A 26366-nucleotide genomic window follows, 5' to 3' on the forward strand; every position below is an offset into this window, starting at 1 on the left:
TTTACTCCGCTTTGGCGTCTGCTTTCGCTGCGCTGGACTGATCAGAGCTGCCCGGCTTGTTGACGTTGGTGGCTTCGCTGACCTTGACCTCGACGCCTGGGCGCACGTATTGCAGGCCTTCAGTGATCAGGCGGTCACCTGGGTTCAGGCCTTCCTCGATCAGCCAGTCGTGGCCCAGGGTACGGCTGGCCTTGAGCTGGCGCAGTTCGACTTTATTCTCCTGGTTGACCACCATCGCGGTCGGCGCGCCCTTCAGGTCGCGTGTCACGCCTTGTTGCGGGGCCAGGATGGCGTTGGCATTGACACCGGCTTGCAGGCGCGCGTGCACGAACATGCCCGGCAGCAGGGTATGGTCGGGATTGGGGAAGATGGCGCGCAGGGTGACGGAACCTGTGGTCTCATCGACGGCCACTTCAGAGAACTCCAGGCGACCTTGTTGCTTGTACAGGCTGCCGTCTTCGAGCACCAACTGCACTTGCGCGGCGTTGTCACCGGCCTTTTGCAGTTGGCCGCTTTCCAGGTCACGGCGCAGCTTGAGCAGCTCGGCGGTGGACTGGGTGACGTCGACGTAGATCGGGTCGAGCTGCTGGATGGTGGCCATGGCGTTGGCCTGGCCGTTGCTCACCAGGGCGCCTTCGGTGAACGAGGAGCGACCGATGCGGCCGCTGATCGGGGCCAGCACCTTGGTGTAGCGCAAATCGATCTGGGCGCTCTTGAGCGAGGCCTCGGCCTGCAATCGTTTGGCATTGGCATCGTCGTACTCCTGCTTGGAGACGGCTTGCTCGTCGATCAGTTGCTTGTAGCGATCGGCCAGCGAGCGGGTAGCCTGCAGGTTGGCCTGTGCGTTGGCCAGCGTGGCCTCATAGACGGCCGGGTCGATCTGGTAGAGCTGCTGCCCTTCCTTGACGTCGCTGCCTTCCTTGAACAGGCGCTTGAGGATGATGCCGTTGACCTGAGGGCGAACCTCGGCGACCCGGTAGGCGCTGGTGCGCCCCGGCAGTTCCGAGGTCAGGGTGAAGGCCTGCGGCTGTAGGGTAACGACGCCGACCTGAGGCGCCTGCGCTGCGGGCGGGGCTTCTTCTTTCTTACAGCCGCTGAGCAGTGTTGCCAGGGCGACGGCGGAAACCAGAGCGGTAACAGCTGGCTTGAATTGCATGAGGATCCTCGGGTCGCAGGAGCAGGGAAGCTCAAGAATAGTGGAAGAGTTCTGTCAGAAGAATGCTATCGGGTGGATAAATAGCTTGCTAAGGAATATACTTACATTCATGGTTGTTTGTAAATAGCGCCGGCAGGTACTCGATTACCACCGCGAAGTGATCCATTTTCCCGGGTATCGCCCTGCAAGAGGCGACCCCGGCCTGATTCCCGTGCGGCTATTGCCTGTGCGGGGCCTGATGAGGTTGTACTGCCATGGTCCGTCGAACCAAAGAAGAAGCCCAGGAAACGCGCGCCCAGATCATCGAGGCTGCGGAAAAGGCCTTCTATAAGCGCGGGGTTGCGCGTACCACCCTGGCCGATATCGCCGAACGCGCGGGCGTGACCCGTGGCGCGATCTACTGGCATTTCAGTAACAAAGCCGACCTTGTCCAGGCGTTGCTCGACAGCTTGCGCGAAACCCATGACCACCTTGCACGTGCCAGCGAGAGCGAGGACGAGCTTGACCCGCTTGGCTGCATGCGCAAGCTGCTGCTGCAAGTGTTCAACGAGCTGGTGCTCGACGCCCGGACCCGGCGTATCAACGAAATCCTGCATCACAAGTGCGAGTTCACCGATGACATGTGTGAAATCCGCCAGCAGCGCCAGAGCGCCGTGATCGATTGCCATGAGGGCATCGCCCTGGCCCTCAGTAACGCGGTGCGCCGGCAACAGTTGCCGGCAGACCTCGATTGCGAGCGTGCCGCAGTGGCCCTGTTCGCGTATGTCGATGGTTTGATCGGGCGCTGGCTGCTGTTGCCGGAGAGTTTCGACCTGCTGCGCGATGCCGAGAAATGGGTCGACACCGGGCTGGATATGCTGCGCTTGAGCCCGGGGCTGCGCAAATGAGACTTTGTGAATGATTGTGAGGAAGTGTTGCCCGCTTTTCATTAAGCGGTGATTAAGGCTTGTCGCGCCCGCGCGCGCAGCATGGCGGCGCAGACGCTGACGGCCTCAGCGCCCGCGTAATTGCCGGTCCGGCAGTGCCAGCGCCGCCATCAATCCCAGTAGTGCCACACTGGCACTGCCGAGCAACAGGTGGCGGAAGGTCTCCACCAGTCGGGCTTGGGTTGCCGCGTCCGTTTCTCCGGTTTGCAAGCTGCCCAGCAGCGGGTTGCCGCTCATTTCGAACCCTTCGAGGTGCAGCAGCGCCAGCAACAGGCTCGACATGCACGCTACCCCCAGCGCACCGCCGAGCGAGCGGAACAGGTTGGTGGTGCTGGTCGCAACGCCGATATCCTTGGCTTCCACGGCGCTCTGGGTGCCCACCAGCGAAGTGGGGAACTGCAAGCCGCAGGCGATTCCGCTTAGCAGCATGAACAGGGTACTCCATCCGCCTGCCTGCACAGGCGTCAGGGCCATGGCGGCGATCGCCAGTGGCATCAGCAGTGCGCCGGCCAGGATCTGTGGTTTGTAGCGGCCGGTGCGGCTGGTCATGCGCCCGCCAGTGAAGGCGCCTAGCGGCAGCCCCATGGCCAGGGGCAGCAAATGCAGGGCGGCGCTGTCGGCACCGGCACCGGTGATGCCTTGGTATCGCAATGGCATCAGCATGGTCAGCGAGATCGACTGGAAGCTGGCGAAGAAAATCACGCACCAGCACAACACCGCTGTGCGGTTAGCGAACAGGCTCATCGGCAGCAACGGTTCGCGGCAGCGGCGCTCGTGGGCAATCAATACGAGCAGCCCGAGCATCGCGCACCCCAGTAGCGCCAGCACGTGTGCGGACAGCCAGGCATGCCCCTGGCCGACCAATGTGATGCCCAGCAGCAGGCTGCCCAGGCCGATGATCATCAGCAACGCGCCCAGATAATCGACCTGTGCCTCGCGGCGTTTCACCGACAGGCCGTCCAGGGCGCGGTGGATCGCCCACAGCGCGATCAGCCCCAGTGGCAGGTTGATCCAGAACACCCAGCGCCACGACAGGTACTCGGTCAGCCAGCCGCCCAGCACCGGCCCTGCGACACTGGCCAGGGCGTACATACTGCTGAAATAACCCTGATAGCGCCCGCGTTCGCGCGGCGGCACGAAGTCGCCGATGATCGCCTGGCTCACCGAGACCATGCCGCCAGCGCCGATCCCCTGGATCACCCGCGCCAGCACCAGTTGCGGCATGTCCTGGGCTAGGCCGCAGGCCATCGAGGCCAGGGTGAACAGCGCCGTGCCGGTGAGGATCATGCGCCGGCGCCCATACAAATCGCCGAGCTTGCCGTAGATCGGCACGGCGATGGTCATGGCCACCATATACCCGGAGATGACCCAGGCCAGCAGGGCGACGTCGTTGAACTGGGCGCTGATTGCCGGCATCGACACGGCGACGATGGTCTGGTCCAGGGCACCGAGGAAGATCGCCAGCATCAGTGCGGTCAGAACGCTGCGCAGAACGCTAGGGGGCAGGGCGGCAGTCACGGGATTACCTTGTGGTGGGCGGTCAGCGCAGAGCTTGTCCGCGCCGACAGTGTGCGGGGAGGCGGCCTGAACGGCGATCAGCCAATTTGTAATGGACCGATTGTAACCTGAGTTACGTAGCTTCCTATGTACTACGTGCATCCCCTATGCAAGATCGGCATTGGCCCATTCATCGTTCAAAGCATGGCCGCGTGATATCGTGATAGGGCCGCAGAGGCTGAAATCCGGGGCCTGCACCAGCGTGGTGCAGCCATTTGCCGCAGGGTTTCGCGTCGCTGTATGTCCACACCTTCTATTCCTCTGCCTGCATGTCGAGCATGACCGCCCAGATGGCGACGGTTGTAACAGTCAGGTAGACCCGATACAGGGGTCGGTTTTCAGCCGTTCAACATTTTCTATATAAAGCGGAGTGATCATGCCCAAGGCTTCCCACCACGATCTGCGCAATGCCTTGCGCGAACTGTTCGATTCCGGTTCGTGCTATCACACCGCTTCGGTGTTTGACCCCATGTCTGCGCGCATCGCCGCCGACTTGGGCTTTGAAGTCGGTATTCTCGGGGGCTCGGTCGCCTCGTTGCAGGTGCTTGCTGCACCGGACTTCGCCCTGATCACCCTCAGTGAATTCGTCGAGCAGGCCACCCGCATCGGCCGCGTTGCCCAACTGCCGGTGCTTGCCGATGCCGACCATGGCTATGGCAATGCGCTCAACGTGATGCGCACGGTGATCGAACTTGAACGCGCTGGCGTCGCCGGGCTTACCCTCGAAGATACCCTGCTGCCGGCCCAGTTCGGCCGCAAGTCCACCGACCTGATTTCCGTGGAAGAGGGCGTGGGCAAGATCCGCGCGGCCCTTGAGGCACGCGTCGACCCAGCCTTGGCGATCATCGCCCGGACCAACGCCGGCGTGCTGAGCACCGAGGAGATCATCGTGCGGACCCAGAGCTACCAGAAGGCTGGCGCCGATGGTATCTGCATGGTGGGGGTGAAGGACTTCGATCAACTGGAGCAGATCGCCGAACACCTCAGCGTGCCGCTGATGCTGGTCACCTACGGCAATCCGAACCTGCGTGACGACGAGCGCCTCGCGCGCCTGGGTGTGCGCATCGTGGTTGATGGGCACGCCGCCTACTTTGCTGCGATCAAGGCCACCTACGACTGCCTGCGCCTGCAACGTGGTCAGCAGAACAAGTCGGAAAACCTCAGCGCCACCGAACTTTCGCACACCTACACCCAGCCTGAGGACTACATCCGTTGGGCCAAGGAGTACATGAGCGTCGAGGAGTGACCTGGCGGTTTACCTGACGGCGCTCAAGGTGGCGGTGTGCGGTACGCAATGCTCCAGCGCGCAGCTGGCAGCGCTGTTGGGTTGGCTGCGTAGCAGCTCGACCCGCCAGCAGGCCGAGGCGTAGAGTCCGGCAACGGCGACAATGGCGAAGACGAGGGCGCAACGCCTGAACTTGATGCTCATGGTGCCTACCTCCTGCTGATGCAACAGGTGATCCTTCCTAAGCATAGGCTGGATTGATCGATCTGCACCGGGAATCTGCTCTACACCAATCCCCGATCCCACGTCGGTTCATCAGCGAAGCGTTCCACCAGAAAATCCAGCATGCTGCGCAAGGTCGCAGGCATGTGCTTGCGTGAGGTGTACACGGCGTTCAGTGTCAGCTCGCGTGGTTTGGCTTCAGGCAGCAGGCGTACCAATTCGCCGCTGTTGATCGCCGCACAGGCTTGGTAAGTGGGCAGCATGGCGATACCCACGCCGGCTACCGCTGCCTTCTGCAAGGTCATGGCCTCATTGGCGCTGATGTTGCCTTGCACCGGTACGGCCAGTTCCTCGCCGTCGACTTCGAAATGCCACAGACTGTGGCCGAAATAGGCGTGGGTCAGGCAATTGTGCTTGCTCAGCGCTTGCACCTGATGCGGTGCGCCATGGATGCGCAGGTAGGCGGGGCTGGCGCAGATCACCGAACGGCACACGCTCAGGCGGCGGGCGATGAGGTTGGGGTCCACATCGTTGCTGGTCCGAATCGCCAGGTCGATGCGCTCGTCTACCAGGTTGACGGTGCGATCGAGCATCTGCAGCTCGATTTTCACCCCAGGGTAGCGTTCGACATAGGCGGCCAGTGCGTCCACCAACTGCGCCTGACCGAACGAGGTGCTGACGCTGATGCGCAGTTCGCCGCGTGGTGTGTCGTCGGGCTGGCGTACGGCGTTGTGCAACTCGTCGGTCAGCTCCAGCAACTGGCGGCAGCGTGGCAGGGTTTCCTGGCCGGCTGCCGTCAGGCTGAGCTTGCGCGTGGTGCGCTGCATCAGCCGCGCACCGACCCAGTCTTCCAGCTCTGCCAGGTAACGCGACACCACCGGGCGTGAAAGTTGTAGGTGATCCGCCGCCGCCGACTGGCTGCCCAGGTCGACGACGGTGACGAATACGCGCATGGCGTTCAGGCGGTCCATGATCTGCTCGATATTAGAAACAAACTATGTTGCAGCATCGCATTTTTTGTATCGGATAGGGCAACTAAGCTTAGCGTCATCGTCCCGTACACAGGAATGCCCGATGCCGCTCTTCGCCCCTTTGCGTCACCTGCTGCTCGCCTGCTTGACCCTGGCCGGCCCTGCCATGGCTGCCGAACCGCTGACGTTGGATGTCTACAACCCAGGGCATGACGCTATTTTTCCGGTCAGCTCGGTGATCGTCAGTGGTCAGCACGACGCCATTTTAGTCGATGCCCAGTTCGGCAAGGCCCAGGCCGAGCACGTGGTCGAACGCCTGCGCCAGGGGGGCAAGCGGTTGACCACCATTTATGTCAGTCACGGTGATCCAGACTACTACTTTGGCCTCGATACGCTCACCCAGGCCTTCCCTGAGGCGCGTGTCGTGGCTTCCGCCGCGACGGTTGCGCATATCCGCAAGACCATGGACGCCAAGCTGGCCTACTGGGGCCCGCAGATGGGGGCTGATAAGCCGGGCAAGCTGGTGGTGCCGCAGGTGCTCAAAGGCAACCGGCTTGAATTGGAAGGGCAAGCGTTGGAGGTCATCGGCCTCGACGGCCCGCAGCCTGATCGCAGTTTTGTGTGGATCCCGTCGATCAAGGCGGTGGTCGGCGGTGTGGTGGTCTCCGAGCATATCCACGTGTGGATGGCCGACACCCAGACAGCACAATCCCACGCCGACTGGCTCGCCACCCTGGCGCATATCGAACAGCTTGAGCCGCGTACGGTGATCCCCGGTCACTACCTGGGGGACAGCAGCCGTTCGTTGCAGGCGGTGCGCTTTACTGCCGGCTACATCCGTGACTTCGACGCGGCCTCTGTCAAGGCAGCCAATGCCGATGCACTGATCGCCACGATGAAGCAGCGTTACCCGAACCTGGCCGACGAGAGCTCCCTGGAACTGGGTGCCAAGGTCGCCAAGGGCGAGATGAAGTGGTAATTCCTTTCAACCTGATGGAGTGTTTCCCATGAGCAAGATTGCAATCATCGGCGCCACCGGCCGCGCCGGCAGCCAGTTGCTGGAAGAGGCCCTGCGTCGAGGGCATAGCGTGGTCGCCATTGCCCGTGACCCGTCGCACCTGCAAGGTCGTGACGGGGTGACCGTCAAGGCGTTGGACGCCAACGACAGCGTCGCCCTGCAGGCGGCAGTCGCCGGCAGCGATGCGGTGCTGAGTGCTGCGCATTTCTCGACCCTTGAACCGCAGGCGATCATCGGTCCGGTCAAGGCCGCCGGGGTCAAGCGCCTGCTCGTGGTGGGCGGGGCGGGCAGCTTGTTGCTGCCGTCGGGGCAGCGGGTGATCGACAGCCCGGATTTCCCCGAGGCCTATAAAGCCGAGGCCAATGGCGGCGTGCGTTTTCTCGACGCGTTGCGTCAGGAGTCGGCGCTCGACTGGACGTTCCTCTCGCCCTCGGCGGAGTTCGTCGAAGGCGAGCGTAGCGGGCGCTACACGCAGGGCAAGGATCACCTGTTGTTTGGCGCTGATGGCCGCAGCTGGATCACCTTCGCCGACTACGCGATCGCCATGATCGACGAGTTGGAGAAACCTGCGCATTCGCGGCAGCGGTTCACCGTCGGTTACTGAGTCGCCTGGCGCTCGCGGGGGCGTTGCTCCCCTGCGATCTAGAGCTTTGCGCGCTCTTCAAGCCAATCGATCAACTGTGCCAACCCCGCCGGCATCGTCTTGCCTGGGCTCACCAGGTCATAACGCTTGCCCGTCATGACTTTCAGCCCGAATGGCATGCACAACCTGCCGCTGCGTAGGTCATCGCCGATCAATGCCCAGTCGCCGATTGCCACGCCGGTGCCTTGCGAGGCCATGGCCATGGCCATGTCCAGGGTCTCGAAGTGCTGTCGCGGGCCACGCGGCTCGAAGTTGGCCCCGGCTGCCTGCAACCACAGGCGCCAGTCATGCTCGTCACGCGAAGGGTGCAGCAACATGTGCCGGTCCAGGTCCTGCAACTGGCGCAGTGGCAGTGGGCCTTCGAGCAGGGCTGGCGCGCAGACCGGGGTGAGTTGTTCATCGAACAGCTTGCGCACTTGCAGACCGTGGTTCGGCGCCTCGCCATAGACCACCGCCGCATCGAAGCCTTCGCGGCGAAAGTCCACGCCATGTTGCACCGTGGTGGTGAGTTCCACCGGCACATCCGGGCGCAATGCCTGCCATTCCATCAGCCGTGGCAGCAGCCAGCGCATCACGCAGGTGGGGGCCTTGAGCTGAAGCGTGGCGCTGCGACCACCCACCTCGCGTACCCCCTCCTGGATCAGCGCGAAGACCTGTTGCACCCGGGGTAACCAGTCCTGACCTTCGCGGGTCAGGGCCAGCCCGCGTGCCTGGCGCTGGAACAGCGGGTAGCCCAGGTGCGCTTCCAGCCCGGCGATCTGTCGGCTGACAGCTCCTTGGGTAATGTGCAACTGCTGCGCGGCGCGGGTGAAGTTGCAGTGCTGGGCGGTGATCAGGAACGTGTGCAGGGCGGGCAGGGGCGGTAAGCGGTTCATTGTCTTGAGCCATGATGCTAGGTCATGGCTAGTATGTGTTTTTTTGGATTGTGGGGATAGCGGCGGCTTGGTTCCATACCCCTGATTTCAACAAGAATCGGGCACACGATAATGGCAACCTGTGGCGAAATATTGGTCAAACTCCTTGAAGACTATGATGTGGATCATGTCTTTGGTATTCCCGGCGTACATACCGTCGAGCTTTACCGTGGGCTTGCGGCTTCCGGTATTCGGCATGTCACACCGCGTCACGAGCAGGGCGCAGGATTCATGGCTGACGGCTACTCGCGTACCCGTGGCAAACCCGGTGTGTGCTTCATCATTACCGGCCCCGGCATGACCAATATCACTACCGCCATGGGCCAGGCGTATGCCGATTCCATTCCAATGCTGGTGATTTCCAGCGTGCAGTCGCGCAGCCAGCTGGGCGGCGGGCGCGGCAAGCTGCACGAGTTGCCCAATCAGGCTGGCCTGGTGGCTGGGGTCGCGGCGTTTTCCCACACCCTGATGAGCGCCGACGACCTGCCGCACGTGCTGGCGCGTGCCTTTGCCGTGTTCGATGGCGCCCGTCCGCGCCCAGTGCACATTGAAATCCCGCTGGATGTGCTGGTGGAGCCTGCCGACCACCTGCTGCCCGGTCGCCCGGTTCGCACAGCTCGTGCCGGTGCTGCGCCTGCGGCGGTGGCGCCGATGGCCGAGCGCTTGGCGAACGCGCAGCGCCCCTTGATCCTGGCCGGTGGCGGGGCGTTGGGCGCAGGTCCTGCGTTAGCGGCCTTGGCCGAGCATTTGCAGGCCCCGGTTGCGCTGACCATCAACGCCAAGGGCTTGCTACCGGCCAGCCACCCGTTGCAGATCGGCTCGACCCAGACCTTGCCCGCCACCCGTGCTCTGGTCGCCGAGGCGGATGTGGTGCTGGCGATCGGGACGGAACTGGCCGAGACCGACTACGACGTGACCTTCAAGGGTGGTTTCGAGATCCCCGGCAGCCTGCTGCGTATCGATATCGATCCTGACCAGACCGTGCGCAACTATCTGCCGGCGTTGGCGCTGGTGGCCGACGCCGAGGAGGCCGCGCAAGCCTTGCTGAGCGCCCTGCGTGCACTGCCGAGCCCGGTTTGCGATGCCGGTTGGGGCTGTGTGCGCGCCGCGCGCCTGCGCCAGGACAACGCTGCGACCTGGGATGCCCCGACCCTGAGCCAGACGCGCCTGTTGACCAGCATCCTGGAGACGCTGCCGCAAGCCATTCTGGTGGGGGACTCGACCCAACCGGTGTATACCGGCAACCTGACCCTGGACATGCCCCGGCCGCGCCGTTGGTTCAACGCGTCGACCGGCTACGGCACCCTGGGTTACGCCTTGCCGGCAGCCATGGGCGCCTGGCTGGGCAGTGCCGAAGCCGCGGCTGAGCGAGCGCCGGCGGTGTGCCTGATCGGTGATGGGGGCTTGCAGTTCACACTGCCGGAGCTGGCCAGCGCGGTAGAGGCGCAGGTGCCTTTGATCGTGCTGCTTTGGAACAACCACGGCTACGAGGAAATCAAGAAGTACATGGTCAACCGCGCCATCGAGCCGGTGGGTGTGGATATTCATACCCCGGACTTCATCGGTGTGGCACGGGCGCTGGGCGCTCAGGCCGAGGATGTCGGCGATGTCGAGCAGTTGCAGGCGGCGTTGTTGCGGGCGGTGGAGCGGCGTGGGCCGACCTTGATCCAGGTCGATCAGCAGCAGTGGCAGATGCACGTGCGGGGTTGAAGCACCGAGGGATGGCACCGGCTTTGCCGGTGTTCGCGGGTAAACCCGCTCCTACAGGTACAGCGCTGGATTCAGGCTTTGCACAATCCTGTGGGAGATTACCCATCCCTTTGGGCTGCGCTGTCGCGCAGAGAACTGATTTCGCAAACCCGCTCCTACAGGGACCTCGCCTTAGGCCGTGGTGGCGCGCAAGCGTGCCACGTCGCGGATCGGTGGAGCACCATACAAGCGGCTGTACTCGCGGCTGAATTGCGATGGGCTTTCATAGCCCACCCGATACGCCGCCACCGCGGCCTCCAGTCCGTCGTTGAGCATCAGCCGCCGCGCCTCTTGCAGGCGTAGCTGCTTTTGATATTGCAATGGACTCATGGAGGTCACCGCCTTGAATCGGTGGTGCAGGGTAGAGGTGCTCAGATTCACCTCCCGCGCCAGGTCCTCGATGCGCAGTGGCTGTTGGAAGTGCCGGTTGAGCCAGGCGATGGCCTGGCAGACGCGGTGAGTCTGGCTATTGGCCAGGGCGATTTCATACAGGCGATGGCCCTGCGGCCCGCGCAGCAGGCGGTAGAGCAGTTCACGGCGGATCAGCGGCGCCAGCATCGGGATATCCCGCGGGCTGTCCAGCAGGCGCACCAGTCGCAGCAGTGCATCGAGCAACTGCGGATCGCTGCGCTCTACATACAGGCCACGTCCAGAGGGCAGGTTGGGCACCAGCATCGGCCCACTCTCGGCGATCAGTTGACTGATCTCGGCTGCATCGAGGTCAAGGCGCAGACCCAGGCTTGGGTGTTCGGGGCTGGCGTCCAGGCGCACGCCGCTGATCGGCAGGGTGACCGACACCACCATGTAGTGCAGTGGGTCGTAGGTGTACTGTTCATCGCCCAGAAACAGCGCTTTGCTGCCTTGGGCCAAGATGCACAGCGCCGGTTGCGCCAGGCTCGGTACGGAGCGCACGTTCTCGCGGTAGGCTGACAGGTACAGGTCCGGCACTGCCGACATCGGGCCATGTGGGCCGTGGGCGTGGCGCAGGATCAGCCCGGCCAGTTCCTGGCGCTGGGGTTCGAGCGAGAGATCGGCGGACGTGGTCATGACGGGTTTCCTCTGCAGACCGGGCCAGCATAGGTTTGGGCAATGCTAGGCGCTAGTCGAATGCTGCCTGTCGATTGCCTGATCCTGCCGTGCGGCAGGATCAGGCAATCGACAGGCAGTAATGACCTAACGCCGCGCGCGGGCAGGGTCCTAACCTTGGCAGCCTGGTTTTCCCGTTCGTAGCGCTTCAAGGAGATCGTCCATGACCCCGCAGCAACCGGTCACACACCTGGCTTTCATTCGCGCCAGCAATGGTCGTTCGGCAGAGCTTGGCATGCGCTTGCGCGATCTGCTCGAACCCTCGTTGCAAACGCCAGGCTGCCTGAGTTTCAGTGTGCAGCGTTCACAGGTCGACGCTGACCTGTGGCTGCTCAGTGGCAGCTGGCGCGACCAGCAGGCGATGAGTGGGTACTTCGCCTCGCCAACCCTTTCGATGTTCGGCGAGCTGGTGCAGGAGCAGGTGGTCAGTAGCCTGGACCTGCACACCTTCGCCTAGGGTGTAGAATGCCGCCCTCGTTCATACAGGCGTAGTTGAGCATGGCACGTAGAGAGTTTCCCCAGTTCGAAGCCGTTTCGGCGATGGTCCCCGTCGAGGGGGGTGGCTATAACGCGGCAATCGCCGTGAAAGCCCTGCACCTGGGCGGTGCACCGCGCTTTCACAAGGTTCTTGACGGGCAGGTGTTCAAAAGCGCACTGGCGGCCGACGAGGCCGCCTGCGCCGAACTCGAACGCCTGCAAGGCGTTGGCGAGGAAGGTGAGCTGATCTTCTGATCAGGCCTGTGGGCGGCTCATCTTGAACAGCTCGCCTAGGGCGAAGTAGTCGGCCGGGCCACCGCCACGCAGGATCGGCTCGGCGGCAGCGGTGTCGTAGATGCCGTCCTTGAGCAGGTGTTCGGCAATGTGCACCGCTACCACCTCACCCAGGATCAACCAGCTCGGCACCGGCGCCTGGTCGGCGCGGGTGAGCTGGACGATCTGGCTCACCTTGCATTCGAAGCTCACAGGGCTTTCGCCGACTCGCGGCACCTTGACTACGTTCGAGGCGGCCGGGGTGAGGCCGCTGAGCACGAACTCGTCGACATCGGCTGCGACAGCCGCGCAGCTCTGATTCATCTGCTCGGCCAGCGGACGGGTTGCCAGGTTCCAGACGAACTCGCCGGTCTGCTCGATGTTGTTCAGGCTGTCTTTGCGCCCGACGCTACAGAAACCGATGATCGGTGGAATGTAGTTGAAGGCGTTGAAGAAACTGTACGGCGCCAGGTTCAGGTGGCCTTCGCGGTCGTGGCTGGAGATCCAGCCTATGGGGCGCGGGCCGACGATGGCGTTGAAGGGGTCGTGGGGCAGGCCGTGGCCTTTGGCGGGTTCGTAGTAGTACATCTGCGCGAGGCCGCAAGGCCCTTCCTGTCAGGGGACGAAGCGCATAGTGTGCCAAGGCTTTGCCTGGCTGGGAATGATCAAGCCCGGCCGAAGCCGGGCTGGTTGCACGCTGTCAGCGATTAGCTGAAGCGGTGGCCGTTGGTGCGGTCGAAGCCATTTTCGGCAAAGCGTTGGCCATTGGTGCGGTCGAAGCCGTCTTCGGCAAAGCGTTGGCCATTGGTGCGGTCGAAGCCGTCTTCGGCAAAGCGTTGGCCGTTGGTGCGGTCGGAGCCGTCTTCGGCGAAGCGTTGGCCGTTGGTGCGGTCGAAGCCATCTTCGGCAAAGCGTTGGCCGTTGGTGCGGTTGGAGCCGTCTTCGGCGAAGCGTTGGCCGTTGGTGCGGTCGAAGCCATCTTCGGCAAAGCGCTGGCCGTTGGTGCGGTCGGAGCCGTCTTCAGCAAAGCGTTGGCCGTTGGTGCGGTCGAAACCATCTTCGGCATAAGTGGCCGACTGGGACTGTACGGCGGCGAAGGTGTGGGCATTGGTACGGTCGAAGCCGTCTTCGGCGAAGGCGCCAGTGGCCAGAACCGAGAGGGCCAAGGTGAGGATCAGTTTGTTTTTCATGGTGGTTGCTCCGGGGTTCGCTAGGGGTTGTTTGTTTCTATGGACTTGATGTTACGCCGATTAATGTGATTAAAAAGCGCAAAAAATAGCACCTAAAAATCGATTTATTCGATATTTAAGGTTGCGCGAATGCCTTCACACCCTCAGCGTGAGCGTTTAGGAATGCGCCGATGTGCTCTTGCAGCTCGAATCCTGCGATCAGACTAAACGCCGACCGTTAATGGCCAATTAAGCCTCAACGCCCGCTGCTGCTCACCGATCAATGCCTTTTTCATTCGGCATCAACCAATTTTTCAGCCCTGGCTCTTCACCATCGCCGCACCCAACCCTTGGAGCGGCATCACAATGAATAAACTTCCGCAAATCACCCTGGCCTTCTGGGTCATGAAGATCTGCGCCACCACTCTTGGCGAGACAGCCGGCGATCTGCTGTCGATGACCCTGAACATCGGTTACGCCATGAGTTCGCTGTTGTTGATCAGCGTGTTCCTGGCCACCTTGGTCACCCAGCTCTACTCGCGGCGTTACCACCCGTTGCTGTACTGGCTGGTGATCCTGTCAACCAGCACCGCCGGCACCACCATGTCCGACTTCATGGACCGCACCTTGGGTTTGGGTTATGCCGCCGGTTCCGCGCTGTTGATCGGTATCTTGCTGCTGACCTTCGCGCTGTGGCGGCTCAGTGGTAACCCTCTGGATGTCTCGCGCATCCGTAACCGTGGCGGTGAGCTGTTCTACTGGGTAGCGATCCTGTTCTCCAACACCCTCGGCACTGCGCTGGGCGACTACCTGGCCGATGATTCGGGGTTGGGCTTTGCCGGTGGCGCGCTGCTGATCGGCTCAGCCATTGCCGTGGTGGCGGCCGCGCGCTACTGGACACGTATCTCTGGCGTGGTGTTGTTCTGGATCGCCTTCGTCCTCACCCGACCGTTCGGTGCGACCTTGGGCGATGTGCTGACCAAGTCCCACGAAAAGGGCGGGCTGGATTTTGGCACCGTGGGGTCATCTGCAGTGCTGGGCGCAGTGCTGGTGGTGTTGGTCCTGATGGCGACCTATTACCAGCGTCGTGAGCCTGTACGGGGGCTTGAACGCGTGTAAGGCTCAGTCTGGGTGGATGGCATATCGCGTACTGCGTCTTCCGCCGGGCATGCGTACCACGCAACCCTGGGCCAGCAGACCGGCCAGGTGGCGAGTGGCGGTGGCCTTGGATACCTTGGCCACTGCCTGGTACTGGCTGGCGCTGATACCGTCCTCAAACCCTTTCGGGCCGCCGTCCAGCAGGCGATTGAGTACCTTGGTCTATTCAGGTGTCAGGCCATCACCTCGGTGATTTGCCAGAAGCGTGCCTTGATCAGCACTCGGTCGATGCGCAGCAGCGCCTGTTCAAGGCTGCGCAGCAGTGTGCTGAGGAACCAAGTGAGCCATTCAGTGATGTCCAGGGCGCCTTTCTGGCTGCGCTCCAGCACCTGGTAGTAACCCGTGCGGTCGTCGAGGATGTTGGCTGACATGGCGTAGAAGCGAATGGCCTGTTGTTTGCCCTGGACCAGCGCCAGGTCGGTCAGCGCCCGGGTCAGCCGACCGTTGCCATCGGCGAATGGGTGCAAGGTGGCGAACCAGAAATGGGGCGATGCCGGCCCGCAACAGTGGGTCGAGCTGATTGTCGCTACGGCTGCCTTAGAACCATCAAGGAACTGCCCCAGTTGCGCTTAGAGCCCTGCCCGGGGCGGCGTATTCTGCTCATTTTGTGAGCCAAATAATCTCACTATTCCGCTCGTTCAACAGAAAAGGGGCGCTCCGCCAAGCGGAGTGCCCCTTTTTGCGGGTTGCGGCGCAGATCAGTCAGTGGTGATGCGCGAGTGCTGCTTGGTGTCTTTCATGGTCGCGTATACCAGCAGCGAGCAGGCGATGCAGCCGGTGACGTACCAGTAGAAGCCGGTTTCCATGCCTGCGCTCTTGAACCACAGGGCCACGTACTCGGCGGTGCCGCCGAAGATCGACACGGTCAACGCGTACGGCAGCCCTACGCCCAGAGCGCGGATTTCGGTGGGGAACAGCTCGGCTTTGACCACCGCGTTGATCGAGGTGTAGCCGCTGACGATGATCAGCGCGGCCATGATCAGGAAGAACGCGCCCCACCAGGTCTGGATGGTGTGCAGGGTGCTCAGGATCGGCACGGTGAACAGCGTACCCAGCACGCCGAACGCGATCAGGATCGGGCGTCGGCCGATTTTGTCGGACAGACCGCCAATCACCGGTTGCAGGCACATGAACAGGAACAAGGTCGCCGCCGAAATGGTGGTCGAGTCGCTGATGCTCATGCCCACAGTGTTGACCAGGTACTTCTGCATGTAGGTTGTGTAGGTGTAGAAGGCCAGCGTGCCGCCCATGGTCAGACCGACCACGGTCAGCAGCTCCTTGGGGTGGCGCATCAGGGTACGCATCAGGCTCTTTTTGGACTTTTCCTTCTTGGTGAAGGAGGCGGTCTCTTCCATGCCGCGACGCAGGTACAGCGCAACCACCGCGCACAGCGCGCCGATCACGAAGGGTACACGCCAGCCCCAGGCATACAGCTGCTCGGTGGTCAGGGTGTTCTGCAGGATGATCAGTACCGCCAGGGCGATGAGCTGACCGGAGATCAGGGTCACGTACTGGAAGCTGGAGAAGAAGCCACGACGCTCCTTGCTGGCCATCTCGCTGAGGTAGGTGGCCGAGGTGCCGTATTCACCGCCCACCGACAGGCCTTGCATCAGGCGCGCGATGACCAGCAGGATCGGCGCCGCGACACCGATGGTCTCGTAGCCGGGGGTGAGCGCGATGACCAGCGAGCCTGCGCACATCAGCAGCACCGAGGCCATCAGTGCCGCCTTGCGGCCCTTGCGGTCGGCGTACAGGCCCATCAGCCAGCCACCGATCGGGCGCATGAGGAAGCCCACGGCAAAGATCGCGGCGGTGTTGAGCAGTTGGGCAGTGGTGTCGCCGGCGGGGAAGAAGGCCTTGGCGAAATACAGGGAGAATGCGGCGTAGACGTACCAGTCGTACCATTCGACCATGTTGCCGACCGAGCCACTGAAGATCGATTTGAGGCGGCTGGCGGTGGTTTTCTCCACGGCAGGCGCGGCGGCTGCTCCGGCGGGCAGAGTGCTGGCGTTATCCATCAGGGATACCTTCTCGTTGTTTTTGTGGAGCGCGCTCGATGGCGCAGCTTGAGAAGGCTTTTGCAGAAGGTGTGCCAAACTGGGGCAGGGTGATCCGTCTGGGTGCATCGCGCACCCTTGCAGCCCCTGCCCCGTAAGGGATACGCAGCGCCCGTCCGGCTGCGCTCAGCGCACCCAGCGGGGGGGCTATTTCAGGCACTAATAGGCGGTTTTTCGCTTATTGCCGTGAATGCGTAGGCGGAAATCCGCTCACTCGCGCAGCAGAAAATCTTCCCGCACCAACCCGTGGCGCTGCATCTTTTCATTCAGCGTACGTCGTGGCACTTGCAGCGTTTCCATGACCCCCTTGATCTCACCCTGATGCTGGCGCAACGCTGCGCGCAGGCACTGGGCTTCGAACGCCTCCATCTGCTCGACCAGTGACTGACCTGCGGGCGCCGATGCCAGGTTCGGTGAGTCCAGCCCCAGCGCATGGCGCTCGGCGGCATTGGCCAACTCGCGCACATTGCCTGGCCAGTCATGCGCCAGCAGGCGCGCCAACTGCGCCCCACTCAGCGCAGGCGCTGTGCGGCCCAGGCGTTCGGCGGCGTGGCGGGCGAAGTGCTCGAACAGCAGCGGGATGTCTTCACGTCGCTCGCGCAGTGGCGCCAGGCGCAGTTCGGCAACGTTCAGGCGGTAGGCCAGGTCTTCACGAAAACGTCCGGCGCGGGACTCCTCGAGCAGATCAGGCTTGGTCGCCGCAATGATGCGCAAGTCCACTTCGATGCTCTGGTTGGCCCCCAGCCGCTCCAGCGTGTGTTCCTGGATCACCCGCAGTAGCTTGGCCTGCTGGGCCAGTGGCATGCTTTCGATTTCGTCGAGGAACAACGTGCCGCCGTTGGCGTACTCCAGCTTGCCGATGCGCTTGCCCTGGGCGCCGGTGAACGCGCCGCTCTCGTGGCCGAACAGCTCGGCCTCGAACAGCGCCTCGGGGATGGCCGCGCAGTTAAGGGCGACGAAGGGCTTGTCGGCGCGCGGGCCGAAATCGTGCAGGCAGCGCGCCACGCGCTCCTTGCCGCTGCCTGTCTCACCGCGAATCAGCACGTTGACCGGCAGGCTGGCGAGGTCCAGCACCTGGCGGCGCAGCTTTTGCAAGCCTTGGGACATGCCCAACAGCGTGCCTTCGAGCTGGGCCTTGAGATCGGCCTGTTCATGCAGCCGACGGTTCTCCAGCACCAGATGGCGCTTGTCCAGGGCGCGGCCAAGACTGCTCATCAGGTGCTGTGGGGTAAAGGGTTTTTCCAGGAAGTCGTAGGCGCCGTTGCGCATGGCTTCAACGGCCATTGGCACGTCGCCATGGCCGGTCAGCAGGATCACCGGCAGGTCCGGGTCTTGCTGGTGCAGGCGCTCGAGCAGTTGCAGGCCGCCGAGCCCCGGCATGCGCACATCGCTCAGGATCACCCCAGGAAAGTCGCGCGGCACCTGCGCAAGGCAGTCCTCGGCGCGGGCGAACAACTGCACCTTGAAGCCCGACAGGCTCAGCCACTGTTCTATTGCCGTGCGGATACTGGCTTCGTCATCGACGACGATCACTGAGTTCAACATACAGGCTCCAGGTCACGGGGCATGGTGAGGCTCAAGCGTGCGCCACCGGCCAGGTTTTCAGCCAGCAGGCTACCGCCTGCTTCGACGACGATGCCATAGGAGATCGCCAAGCCCAACCCCAGCCCCTCACCCACCGGTTTGGTGGTGAAGAACGGATCGAATACCTTGGCCAGGTTCGCGGGCTCGATGCCCCCGCCGGAGTCGAGCACACTCAGTTGCCATTGTGTGCCGATGTTCTCGATGCGCACTTCCAGGCGTTTGTAGCGTTTGTCGGCCATCGCGTCGAGGGCATTGTGCAGCAAATTTATCAGCACTTGCTCCAGGCGAATCGCATCGCCGCGCACCCACGCTGGGCGCGCCAGGTACAGCGCCAGCTCGACTTGTTCGGCGCGGATCCGCGCTTCGAGCAGGTGCAGCGCCTGGTCGACCACGCAGGCCAGGTCCAGGCGCTCGCGCAGGCCGCCAGGACTGTTACGGGCGAAGGTTTTGAGATGGCCGGTGAGCGCCGCCATGCGCGTGAGCATCTGCTCCAGTGGTTCCAGGGCCTGACGCGCCTGCTCGAAGCGACCGCTGTCGAGCAGCAGGCGCAGGGTCTCCAACTGCATGCGCTGGGTGGTCAACGGCTGGTTGATCTCATGGGCCAGGGCGGCGGACATCTGTCCCAATGCCGCCAGTTTCGCCGATTGCACCAAGCCTTCCTGAGCGGTGCGCAGTTCGCGGGTGCGTTCTTCTACCTGGCGCTTGAGTTCATCGCGGCTGCGTTGGCGCAGGCGTGCCAGGCGCAGGCGCTGGCTGACGAACAACACGGCGAACACCAGGGTCAACCACACGGCGGCTGCGCCCAGGGCTGCGTTGCGCCCGTCTTCGGCCACCTGCGGCTTGCGCAGCAGATGCAAGGTCCAGCCTTCTGCATCCAGTGGCAGGCTTTCCCACAGGTACTCGGCCTGGCCATCCGGGCCTTGGACCCGGGTCAGATGGCTGTTGTCGGTAAAACGGGTCAGTAACTGGCGCTGCAAAGGCACCAGTGGCTGCTTGTCGTACTGGCGGGTTTCGGCCAGTTCGGCACGGTCGGCGAGGCTTAGCGGATGCAGCTCGCGGTAGCGCCAGCCGTCCTGGTTGGCAATGAAGGTAATCCCGCGGGCATCGCTGACCAGCAGGATGTCGTTGCCTTGGCGCCATTCGCGCTCAAGCTCGGGAAACTCCAGCTTGACTACCATGGCACCGAGAAAGCGTCCGTGTTCATCGCTCACCGCGCTGGACAGGAAGTAGCCCGGCACGCCACTGGTCACGCCGACCGCGTAGAAGCGCCCGCTGCCTTGGCTGCGGGTCTGTTTGAAATAAGGCCGAAAGCCATAGTTGGAGCCGACGTACGTCGTCGGCAGGCGCCAGTTGCTCGCGGCGATGGCAAGGCCGGTGCGGTCGAGCAGTTCCAGGGTGGAGGAGTTGGCCGCGCCGTTGATGCGTTCGAGTTTGCGATTCAACGCGTCCTGCAGCGGCTCGCTGACCGGGCCGCGCAGGGCGTCGATCAGTTGCGGATCCAGGGCCAGCACCGCAGGCAGGGCGCGGTAGCGTTCAATCAGGGTGTGCAGGGCGTTGGCGTACAGGCCTAGCTGTTGATTGGCTCGGCGTGCGTCGAGCTGCATGGCTTCGCGCTTGGCTTTGTGCATGGCCCAGCCGGCGCTGAGCGCGGTGCCGACCACGATCAGCAGGATGATCAGCCCCAGACGCAGGGCGCGAAAGGATGTGGGCATGGGCCGGATCCGGTAGGGCGGTTTCAGGTCTGGCCCTTTCGCGGGTAAACCCGCTCTCACAGTAATCGGAAAACCTGTGGGGGCGGGGTTATCCGCAAAGAGGCCTGCGCAGGTTTCAGAGCAGTTCGAAGCTCTGCTGCTGGACATCCTGCGAGTTGAGTCCGACCTGGATATTGAACTGCCCAGGCTCGGCCACATGCTGCAGCTGGCTATTGTAGAACTTCAGGTCCTGTTCGCTGATGTCGAAGGTCAAGGTACGGCTTTCCCCGGCCTTGAGCATCAGCTTCTGGAAGTGTTTCAGTTCCTTCACTGGGCGGCTCATCGAGGCGCTTTCGTCCTGCACGTACAACTGCACCACGGTCTCGCCGTCACGCTTGCCGGTGTTTTTCACCGTGACCTGTGCGTGCAGGGTCGCGCCGCGCTTGAGTGCCTGTTGCGAAAGCTTCAGCCCCGACAGCTCGAAGTCGGTGTAGCTCAGGCCATAGCCGAATGGATACAACGGGCCGTTTGGCTCCTCGAAATACTGCGAGGTGTAGTTGCCGGGCTTACCTGGGGTAAACGGGCGACCGATACGCATGTGGTTGTAGTACATCGGGATCTGCCCGACCGAGCGCGGGAAGGTGATGGCCAGGCGACCGGACGGGTTGTAGTCGCCGAACAGCACATCGGCGATGGCGTTGCCGCCTTCGGTGCCGCTGAACCACGTTTCCAGAATGGCATCGGCCTGTTCGCGCTCCCAGGCGATCGACAGTGGGCGGCCGTTCATCAGCACCAGTACCAGCGGTTTACCCGTGGCCTTGAGGGCTTTGATCAGGTCGCGCTGCACGGCCGGGATTTCCAGGGTCGTGCGGCTGGAGGACTCGTGGGACATGCCCCGCGACTCGCCGACCACGGCCACTACCACGTCCGACTGCTGCGCGGCCTTGACCGCTTCGTCGATCATTACCGAAGCCGGGCGCGGGTCGTTGATGATCTCGGGGGCGGCGAAGTTGAGGAAGTTCAGGTAGTCGAACATCGCCTTGTCGCCCGTGACGTTCGAGCCTTTGGCGTAGACCACCTTGGCCTTGCCAGCAAGGGCCGCGGCCAGGCCCTCACGTACGGTAACCGAGTGCTCCGGGCGTCCGTCGGCGGCCCAACTGCCCATCATGTCGATGGGCGCGTCGGCCAGCGGGCCGACCAGAGCGATGCTGCCGGCCTTTTTCAGTGGCAGGGTCTGGTTGCGGTTTTCCAGCAGCACCAGGCTGCGGCGGGCCACGTCACGGGCAGCGTCGCGGTGCAGGCGGTCGTTGCCGTAGTAGTCCTTGAGGTCGCTTTCGGCTTTGCCGATGCGCACGTACGGATCCTTGAACAGGCCCATGTCGTACTTGGCGCCGAGCACTTCGCGTACCGCCTGGTCCAACTCGGCCTGGCTCACCTCGCCTGACTTGAGCAGGCCTGGCAGCTCCTGTCCGTAGAGGGTGTCGTTCATGCTCATGTCGATGCCGGCCTTGATCGCCAGCTTGGCGGCCTCGCGCCCATCGCGGGCGACGCCGTGGCGGATCAGTTCCTGGATGGCGCCATGGTCGCTGATGGTCACGCCCTTGAAGCCCCACTCCTTGCGCAACAGGTCGTTCATCAGCCAGGTGTTGGAGGTGGCAGGCACGCCGTTGATCGAGTTCAGCGCCACCATTACCCCGCCAGCACCCGCGTCGATTGCGGCGCGGTAGGGCGGCAGGTAGTCGTTGTACATCTTCACCGGGCTCATATCGACCGTGTTGTAGTCGCGCCCGCCTTCTACCGCGCCATAAAGGGCGAAGTGCTTGACGATGGCCATGATGCTGTCGGGGTTGGCCGGGCTCGAGCCCTGGAACGAGCGGACCATTACCTGGCCGATCTTCGAGGTTAGGTAGGTGTCTTCGCCAAAGCCTTCACTGGTGCGACCCCAGCGTGGGTCGCGGGCGATGTCGACCATGGGCGCGAAGGTCATGTCCAGGGCGTCGGCGGACGCCTCGATGGCCGAGGTGCGGCCGACCTTGGCGATGGCGTCCATGTCCCAGGTGGCGGCCAGGCCCAGGCTGATCGGGAAGATGGTGCGCTCGCCATGGAGGGTGTCGTAGGCGAAGAACATCGGGATCTTCAGGCGGCTGCGCATGGCGGCGTCCTGCATCGGCCGGTTCTCGGGGGCGGTACGTGAATTGAAGGTGCCACCGATGCGACCAGCGGCGATTTCCTCACGGATTTTCTCGCGGGGCATCTCCGGGCTGATGCTGATCAGGCGTAACTGGCCGATTTTCTCGGCCTCGGTCATTTGCCCGACCAGGTGGTCGATGAAGGCCTGCTTGTCCTGCAGGGGCGGGGCGGTGTTGGCGGCTAGGGCCGCCTGGCTGGCAAGGCCCATGGCCAGGCCCAGCAAAGACAGTTTCATCGTTGATTCCGTTTTATGAAGGCCTGCGCCGTATCCACGGGGATACGCGTGTGGCCGAAGTGGTTCAGGCGGCTGTTTTTGTTCGGCATGTCCCGGTATCCCTGTTGGCCAGGACGTGCCGTTTCGATCCCGTGGCAGCAGGCGATTATGCCTTATATATGGCCTGCGATGAGATACACTCTTGCCAGCCCGATGCCGGGATAACAACGATAAGAATGCTCAAGAGACGATGGCATGACCGAATACGAACAGCGCCAGATCGCCGAGGCGATCGCTCGCGCCGAGCGGCGCACTGACGCAGAACTGGTCACGGTGTTGGCCCGCCGCGCCGACGACTACCCTTATCTACCGCTGCTGTGGGCTGCGCTGCTGGCCCTGGCGATCCCTTTGCTGTTGCACCGCTGGCAGAACGGTATCGGCCTGCATGGCCTGCTGCTCGCGCAGATGCTGACCTTCATTGCCTTGTGCCTCTTACTGCGTCACCCACGCCTGGCGGCATGGGTGGTGCCGTCGATCTTGCGCCGTCGGCGCGCCTCGGGCCTGGCCCGGCAGCAATTTCTCGAACTCAACCTGCAACGCACCGCAGGCGCCACCGGGGTGTTGATCTTCGTCAGCGAGGCCGAGCGGCACGTCGAGATCCTGGTCGATGACGGTATTGCCCAGCACCTGCCAAGCCGTGCGCGTGAGGCGATCGTTGCGCGGTTCACCGAGCAGGTGGGCCAGGGGCGCACGTTGGAAGGCTTCGTCGAGTGCATCGAAGCCTGTGGCGAACTGCTCAGCGAGTATGTGCCGCCCACCCACGCGCGCAACGAGCTGCCTAACCGTCTGGTGATCCTCGATTGAACCGCGCCTATCGTGAAAACCTTCGCGATGGGCATTCAGCCACGTAGAATGCGCGCCATTGCGCCGAGCGCTCCCCGCATTCCCGAGGCACCTTTGTCCATGTCCTGCACGACTTCTGCGCCAGATCCGCGCGCCCAATTCCTGAGCCTGCTGGCCGAAGCCCTGGCTGACGCCAGCCTGATCAAGCTGGTCCTGGCCCGGCATGTCGGCGCCGACGCCAGCCTGCAACGAATCATCGCCAAGCCCGTGCAGATCAAGGAGCAAGCCTGCCTGCAACTGGTGTACCGCCATCAGACCCGTGACCTTACGCGCAATCTGCCGCTGACCGAGGTCGAGGCGTTCGTGGCTGAGCAGTTGCCAGAGCAGTTTCGTAATGCGCACCTGTTCACGGCGGCTGGCGAGGTGCAGCTGGCCTTCAGCAAGAAGGGCAAACCGATGTTGCAGCGCCACCTGGCCCAGCAGGCCCCGCGCGAAGCGGCCCCGGCCGGGCATGACCGGGAAAAGAAACGTTACCTGGAGCTGTCGCGGCCGTTTCTGCGTGACCTGGGCGTGACCGATGCCCAGGGTGCGTTGATTCCATCGATGTCGCGCAAGTGGAAGCAGATCAACAAGTTCATCGAGGTCTTCGATCACGCCCTTGCGGGTGCGCCGGTGGCGAAGGAGCAGCCTTTGCGGGTCGCCGACTTTGGTTCGGGCAAGGGTTACCTGACCTTCGCCATGCACGATTACCTGCGCAACAGTTTGGAGCGCGACGCACAGGTGACCGGCGTGGAGTTGCGCCCGGACATGGTCGAGTTGTGCAACCGCGCTGCGGCGCGCCTTGAGCACTCGGGGCTGGTATTCGAGTGTGGCGATGTGCGCAGTGTGGTACCCGAGGCCATCGAGGTGATGATTGCCCTGCATGCCTGCGACGTGGCCACCGACTACGCCATCCACACCGGCATTCGTTGCAACGCCGCGATCATCATGTGCTCGCCGTGCTGCCACAAGCAGATCCGCCCGCAACTGCACAGCCCTGAACTGCTGCAACCGATGTTGCAATATGGCTTGCACCTGGGCCAACAGGCCGAGATGCTCACCGATAGCCTGCGCGCACTGTACCTTGAGGCCTGTGGTTACGAGACCAAGGTGTTCGAGTTCATTTCGCTGGAACACACCAACAAGAACAAGATGATTCTGGCAGTCAAGCGCCGGCAGGCTCAGGACAACCGCGCGCTGCTCGGCAAGATTGTCGAACTCAAAGCGTTCTACGGCGTGAAAGCGCATTGCCTGGAAACGTTGTTGCAAGGCGATGGTTTGATTTGATGCGGGCTGTGGGGCGCTGTGCATTGTGCACAACCCCGCTACGGTGCTTGCCAAGGTTAAACATGCACTTTGCGACAAACGGGCGAGGTGGCGTTCACGTGTACCGACACCTTGTACACGCTCATGAAGATCTCGGCGGTTTTGCGAATATCGCAGCGTATAACTGCCGTTTGAGTCAGGCGTGTTGAGTGTAACTACCCTGCTTTTGAATGACCGCGCAGGTTATTTAACGGCGCTTGTGTGTATTGATATTCAGGGTAATTCTCATTAACTGATGGCTATTTGACATCGTTCTGCTGCCGCCGTTATAAGCGTACTCGGTCACTTTGACCGAACACTGTATAGGGGAAGGCACGATGGATCAGGATTTTCACTTTTACGGTACTTTCCATTCGGCCATGTCCGGCGGATTCGACAAGGACGACGCAACGCTGATTGCCAAAGCAGCAAACTTCATCGATTTCTTCAGTGAGAATACCTACGCCTCCTATTGGCGCCTGGTCAGCGAAACCGCGTCGTCGAGCAATTACACAGTTGTCGCGCACATGGATAATCCTCGGTATACGTTCCAACATGGACATCTGGGTGACTTGTTGAGCCCTGAGGATGGTTTGTGGTGTTCCTACCACTTCATTCCGGGTAACTACAATGATCCGGCGGGAACGCCAACGCGCGAGCAAATCCATGGCGCCGAAGTGGTCAGCCATTTGCCTGCGTTCAGCAAACGAGATACCCATGGCGGTGAATACATTCTAAGAAAGTACAACCCGGGCAAGGTCGCCGAGTTGCAGTACGGGCGAATGCTCAATCGTCCGCAAAGCGCGCTTTCCCGGCGACTGTTCGAAGATGCCGTGCTGTGTGCCAAGGATGACTCGCGCCTGGAGAAGATCCTCAGCCTGGCCATCGGTGGCGAGACGATCCTCAAGGCCGAGCGCGCCGACGTGTTGCGCCGGTTCCGCTTGATCCTGCTGGGCATCAGGGCCCATGTGATTGCCGATACCTGGGCGCATCAGGACCACTGCGGCCTGGACAACGTGATGAACACATACTGGGATGCGGATTACGACCCGGACTCCTGGAATCCGGCCAAAATGGGCTATGGGCGCCAATCCATCTATTACACCGACGGCCCATCGAAGCCGTGGACCAATACGGTGTTGAGTTCACTGGCGAGCAGTAACTTCGAGGCGGCGCCGAACAGCACCAGTTACTTGGGGCACGGCTGGCTTGGGCATTTCCCGGATTACAGTTTTGTCCGTTACCGATACAAGCCTTGCTGGTCTGACCCCAAACAGACTGTCGAGCGCGATAACCCGAAAGAGTACGCGGCCGCCTGGCTTGAATTGACTAGCCTGTTCTGCCAGGCAAAAACCGGCCAGAAGTTGGTGCTCGATGAGCGCATCCAGGGAGATATGGGCAAGGCCCGGCAGGCGATCGAGTTTCCTTGCGATTTGTCCAAGAGTCAGACCGGCAGACACAGTTCGGAAAACGCCTGGCGCCGCTTCTTTACCGAACAGCCGACCACGCCGATCAATGTCGACCTCGAACCGGATGACAATGCCGTGTTGAGTGGCATGGTCGAACGGAGCAAATCCCTTGACCGTTTCGGCACCAGCTTCGTGAATGTTCTGAGTGATCTGTATTTGTTCCAGATTGCCGCTGACTATCACTTCCATTTCGTGAAACATTTCCTCAAGGTGAATGACATTTATCATTTCACCGGCTCGTGGTCGCAGCAGCGCAGTGCCTTGCCTAACGAGATCGTTCAATTGTTCGAGTAACGCTGTGTTGCCCCGGCAGTTTGAAATCCTGGTTGTACTTTGAATTGTCGGGGCCGCTGTGCGGCCCTTCGCGGCACGAGGCCGCTCAGAGGGCGCGTAAGCCTGCAACGAGAGGCCTACGCGATGCGCTGCAAAG

Annotated in this window: 22 protein-coding genes and 2 pseudogenes; 11 read left to right on the forward strand and 13 right to left on the reverse strand. The window is 62.5% G+C overall.

All coding sequences use genetic code 11. The features are described 5' to 3' along the window. Nucleotide 1: 1 nt before the first annotated feature. Nucleotides 2-1156: a toluene efflux RND transporter periplasmic adaptor subunit TtgA gene (gene ttgA, locus FEM01_RS13545; RefSeq protein ID WP_138219991.1), complete on the reverse strand. Its 1155-nt coding sequence runs from the start codon at nt 1154-1156 to the stop codon at nt 2-4. A 254-nt stretch (nt 1157-1410) separates the two neighbouring features. On the opposite strand from ttgA, the gene FEM01_RS13550 reads away from it, so the two are divergent. Beyond that, nucleotides 1411-2043, forward strand: a complete 633-nt coding sequence (locus FEM01_RS13550; RefSeq protein WP_138219992.1) for a TetR family transcriptional regulator — start codon at nt 1411-1413, stop codon at nt 2041-2043. Between the two features lie 105 nt (nt 2044-2148). On the opposite strand, the gene FEM01_RS13555 is transcribed toward FEM01_RS13550, so the two are convergent. Then, a complete protein-coding gene (locus tag FEM01_RS13555) occupies nt 2149-3600 on the reverse strand; it encodes an MDR family MFS transporter (RefSeq protein WP_138219993.1) in 1452 nt (483 codons plus the stop codon). 415 nt (nt 3601-4015) lie between these two features. Between FEM01_RS13555 and FEM01_RS13560 the strand changes: the two genes are divergently transcribed. Continuing rightward, the gene (locus FEM01_RS13560) at nt 4016-4885 is read left to right on the forward strand and encodes an isocitrate lyase/PEP mutase family protein (protein ID WP_138219994.1); all 870 of its coding nucleotides are present in this window, start codon (nt 4016-4018) and stop codon (nt 4883-4885) included. Between the two features lie 9 nt (nt 4886-4894). Here the strand turns inward: FEM01_RS13560 and FEM01_RS24175 are convergent, their stop codons facing one another. Both FEM01_RS24175 and FEM01_RS13565 read right to left on the reverse strand, forming a co-directional pair. Beyond that, on the reverse strand, nt 4895-5068 hold the full coding sequence (locus FEM01_RS24175; protein ID WP_171030956.1) for a hypothetical protein: 174 nt from the start codon (nt 5066-5068) through the stop codon (nt 4895-4897). Nucleotides 5069-5148: 80 nt separating this feature from the next. Further along, entirely contained in the window at nt 5149-6057 is a 909-nt protein-coding gene (locus FEM01_RS13565; protein WP_138219995.1) for a LysR family transcriptional regulator, read from the reverse strand. Nucleotides 6058-6160: 103 nt separating this feature from the next. Here FEM01_RS13565 and FEM01_RS13570 point away from each other — a divergent pair, with 103 nt between their 5' ends. After that, nucleotides 6161-7036 (forward strand): MBL fold metallo-hydrolase, encoded by an 876-nt coding sequence (locus FEM01_RS13570; RefSeq protein ID WP_138219996.1) that lies wholly within the window; start codon nt 6161-6163, stop codon nt 7034-7036. 28 nt (nt 7037-7064) lie between these two features. Then, nucleotides 7065-7679, forward strand: coding sequence for an NAD(P)-dependent oxidoreductase (locus FEM01_RS13575; protein ID WP_138219997.1), 615 nt, complete (start codon nt 7065-7067; stop codon nt 7677-7679). Nucleotides 7680-7717: 38 nt separating this feature from the next. On the opposite strand, the gene FEM01_RS13580 is transcribed toward FEM01_RS13575, so the two are convergent. Further along, a complete protein-coding gene (locus FEM01_RS13580) occupies nt 7718-8593 on the reverse strand; it encodes a LysR substrate-binding domain-containing protein (RefSeq protein ID WP_138219998.1) in 876 nt (291 codons plus the stop codon). Nucleotides 8594-8704: 111 nt separating this feature from the next. Between FEM01_RS13580 and FEM01_RS13585 the strand changes: the two genes are divergently transcribed. Continuing rightward, nucleotides 8705-10342, forward strand: a complete 1638-nt coding sequence (locus FEM01_RS13585) for a 5-guanidino-2-oxopentanoate decarboxylase (RefSeq protein WP_138219999.1) — start codon at nt 8705-8707, stop codon at nt 10340-10342. Nucleotides 10343-10513: 171 nt separating this feature from the next. Here the strand turns inward: FEM01_RS13585 and FEM01_RS13595 are convergent, their stop codons facing one another. Further along, complete coding sequence (locus tag FEM01_RS13595) at nt 10514-11428, reverse strand: AraC family transcriptional regulator (protein WP_138220001.1); 915 nt, start codon at nt 11426-11428, stop codon at nt 10514-10516. A gap of 202 nt (nt 11429-11630) precedes the next feature. Here FEM01_RS13595 and FEM01_RS13605 point away from each other — a divergent pair, with 202 nt between their 5' ends. Both FEM01_RS13605 and FEM01_RS13610 read left to right on the forward strand, forming a co-directional pair. Beyond that, nucleotides 11631-11924 (forward strand): putative quinol monooxygenase, encoded by a 294-nt coding sequence (locus FEM01_RS13605; protein ID WP_138220003.1) that lies wholly within the window; start codon nt 11631-11633, stop codon nt 11922-11924. Between the two features lie 41 nt (nt 11925-11965). Further along, nucleotides 11966-12199: a hypothetical protein gene (locus FEM01_RS13610; protein ID WP_138220004.1), complete on the forward strand. Its 234-nt coding sequence runs from the start codon at nt 11966-11968 to the stop codon at nt 12197-12199. On the opposite strand, the gene FEM01_RS13615 is transcribed toward FEM01_RS13610, so the two are convergent. Together FEM01_RS13615 and FEM01_RS13620 are read right to left on the reverse strand one after the other, a co-directional pair. Next, nucleotides 12200-12805, reverse strand: a complete 606-nt coding sequence (locus FEM01_RS13615; protein ID WP_138220005.1) for a flavin reductase family protein — start codon at nt 12803-12805, stop codon at nt 12200-12202. 278 nt (nt 12806-13083) lie between these two features. Beyond that, nucleotides 13084-13407 (reverse strand): annotated as a pseudogene (locus FEM01_RS13620) (heme utilization protein); the annotation flags it as partial. A gap of 345 nt (nt 13408-13752) precedes the next feature. On the opposite strand from FEM01_RS13620, the gene FEM01_RS13625 reads away from it, so the two are divergent. After that, nucleotides 13753-14505, forward strand: coding sequence for a COG4705 family protein (locus FEM01_RS13625; RefSeq protein WP_138220007.1), 753 nt, complete (start codon nt 13753-13755; stop codon nt 14503-14505). Between the two features lie 3 nt (nt 14506-14508). Here the strand turns inward: FEM01_RS13625 and FEM01_RS13630 are convergent. From FEM01_RS13630 to bglX, 5 genes and pseudogenes are all read right to left on the reverse strand, one after another. Further along, a pseudogene (locus FEM01_RS13630) lies at nt 14509-15078 on the reverse strand (Fic family protein); the annotation flags it as partial. A gap of 164 nt (nt 15079-15242) precedes the next feature. Then, complete coding sequence (locus FEM01_RS13635; protein WP_138220008.1) at nt 15243-16562, reverse strand: MFS transporter; 1320 nt, start codon at nt 16560-16562, stop codon at nt 15243-15245. Nucleotides 16563-16811: 249 nt separating this feature from the next. Then, a complete protein-coding gene (locus FEM01_RS13640; RefSeq protein WP_138220009.1) occupies nt 16812-18146 on the reverse strand; it encodes a sigma-54-dependent transcriptional regulator in 1335 nt (444 codons plus the stop codon). Beyond that, entirely contained in the window at nt 18140-19897 is a 1758-nt protein-coding gene (locus FEM01_RS13645) for an ATP-binding protein (RefSeq protein ID WP_138220010.1), read from the reverse strand. The genes FEM01_RS13640 and FEM01_RS13645 overlap by 7 nt, the downstream gene beginning before the upstream one ends. A 115-nt stretch (nt 19898-20012) precedes the next feature. Next, entirely contained in the window at nt 20013-22301 is a 2289-nt protein-coding gene (gene bglX, locus FEM01_RS13650; protein WP_138220011.1) for a beta-glucosidase BglX, read from the reverse strand. A gap of 234 nt (nt 22302-22535) precedes the next feature. Between bglX and FEM01_RS13655 the strand changes: the two genes are divergently transcribed. The 3 genes from FEM01_RS13655 to FEM01_RS13665 all read left to right on the forward strand — a co-directional run bounded on the left by FEM01_RS13655 (nt 22536) and on the right by FEM01_RS13665 (nt 26230). After that, nucleotides 22536-23144, forward strand: coding sequence for a TPM domain-containing protein (locus FEM01_RS13655; RefSeq protein ID WP_138220012.1), 609 nt, complete (start codon nt 22536-22538; stop codon nt 23142-23144). Between the two features lie 99 nt (nt 23145-23243). Continuing rightward, nucleotides 23244-24449, forward strand: a complete 1206-nt coding sequence (locus FEM01_RS13660; protein ID WP_138220013.1) for a class I SAM-dependent methyltransferase — start codon at nt 23244-23246, stop codon at nt 24447-24449. 356 nt (nt 24450-24805) lie between these two features. After that, a complete protein-coding gene (locus FEM01_RS13665) occupies nt 24806-26230 on the forward strand; it encodes a DUF6765 family protein (protein WP_138220014.1) in 1425 nt (474 codons plus the stop codon). Nucleotides 26231-26366 lie beyond the last annotated feature (136 nt).

Source organism: Pseudomonas mosselii, assembly GCF_005796105.1.
GTDB classification, from domain to species: domain Bacteria; phylum Pseudomonadota; class Gammaproteobacteria; order Pseudomonadales; family Pseudomonadaceae; genus Aquipseudomonas; species Aquipseudomonas mosselii_C.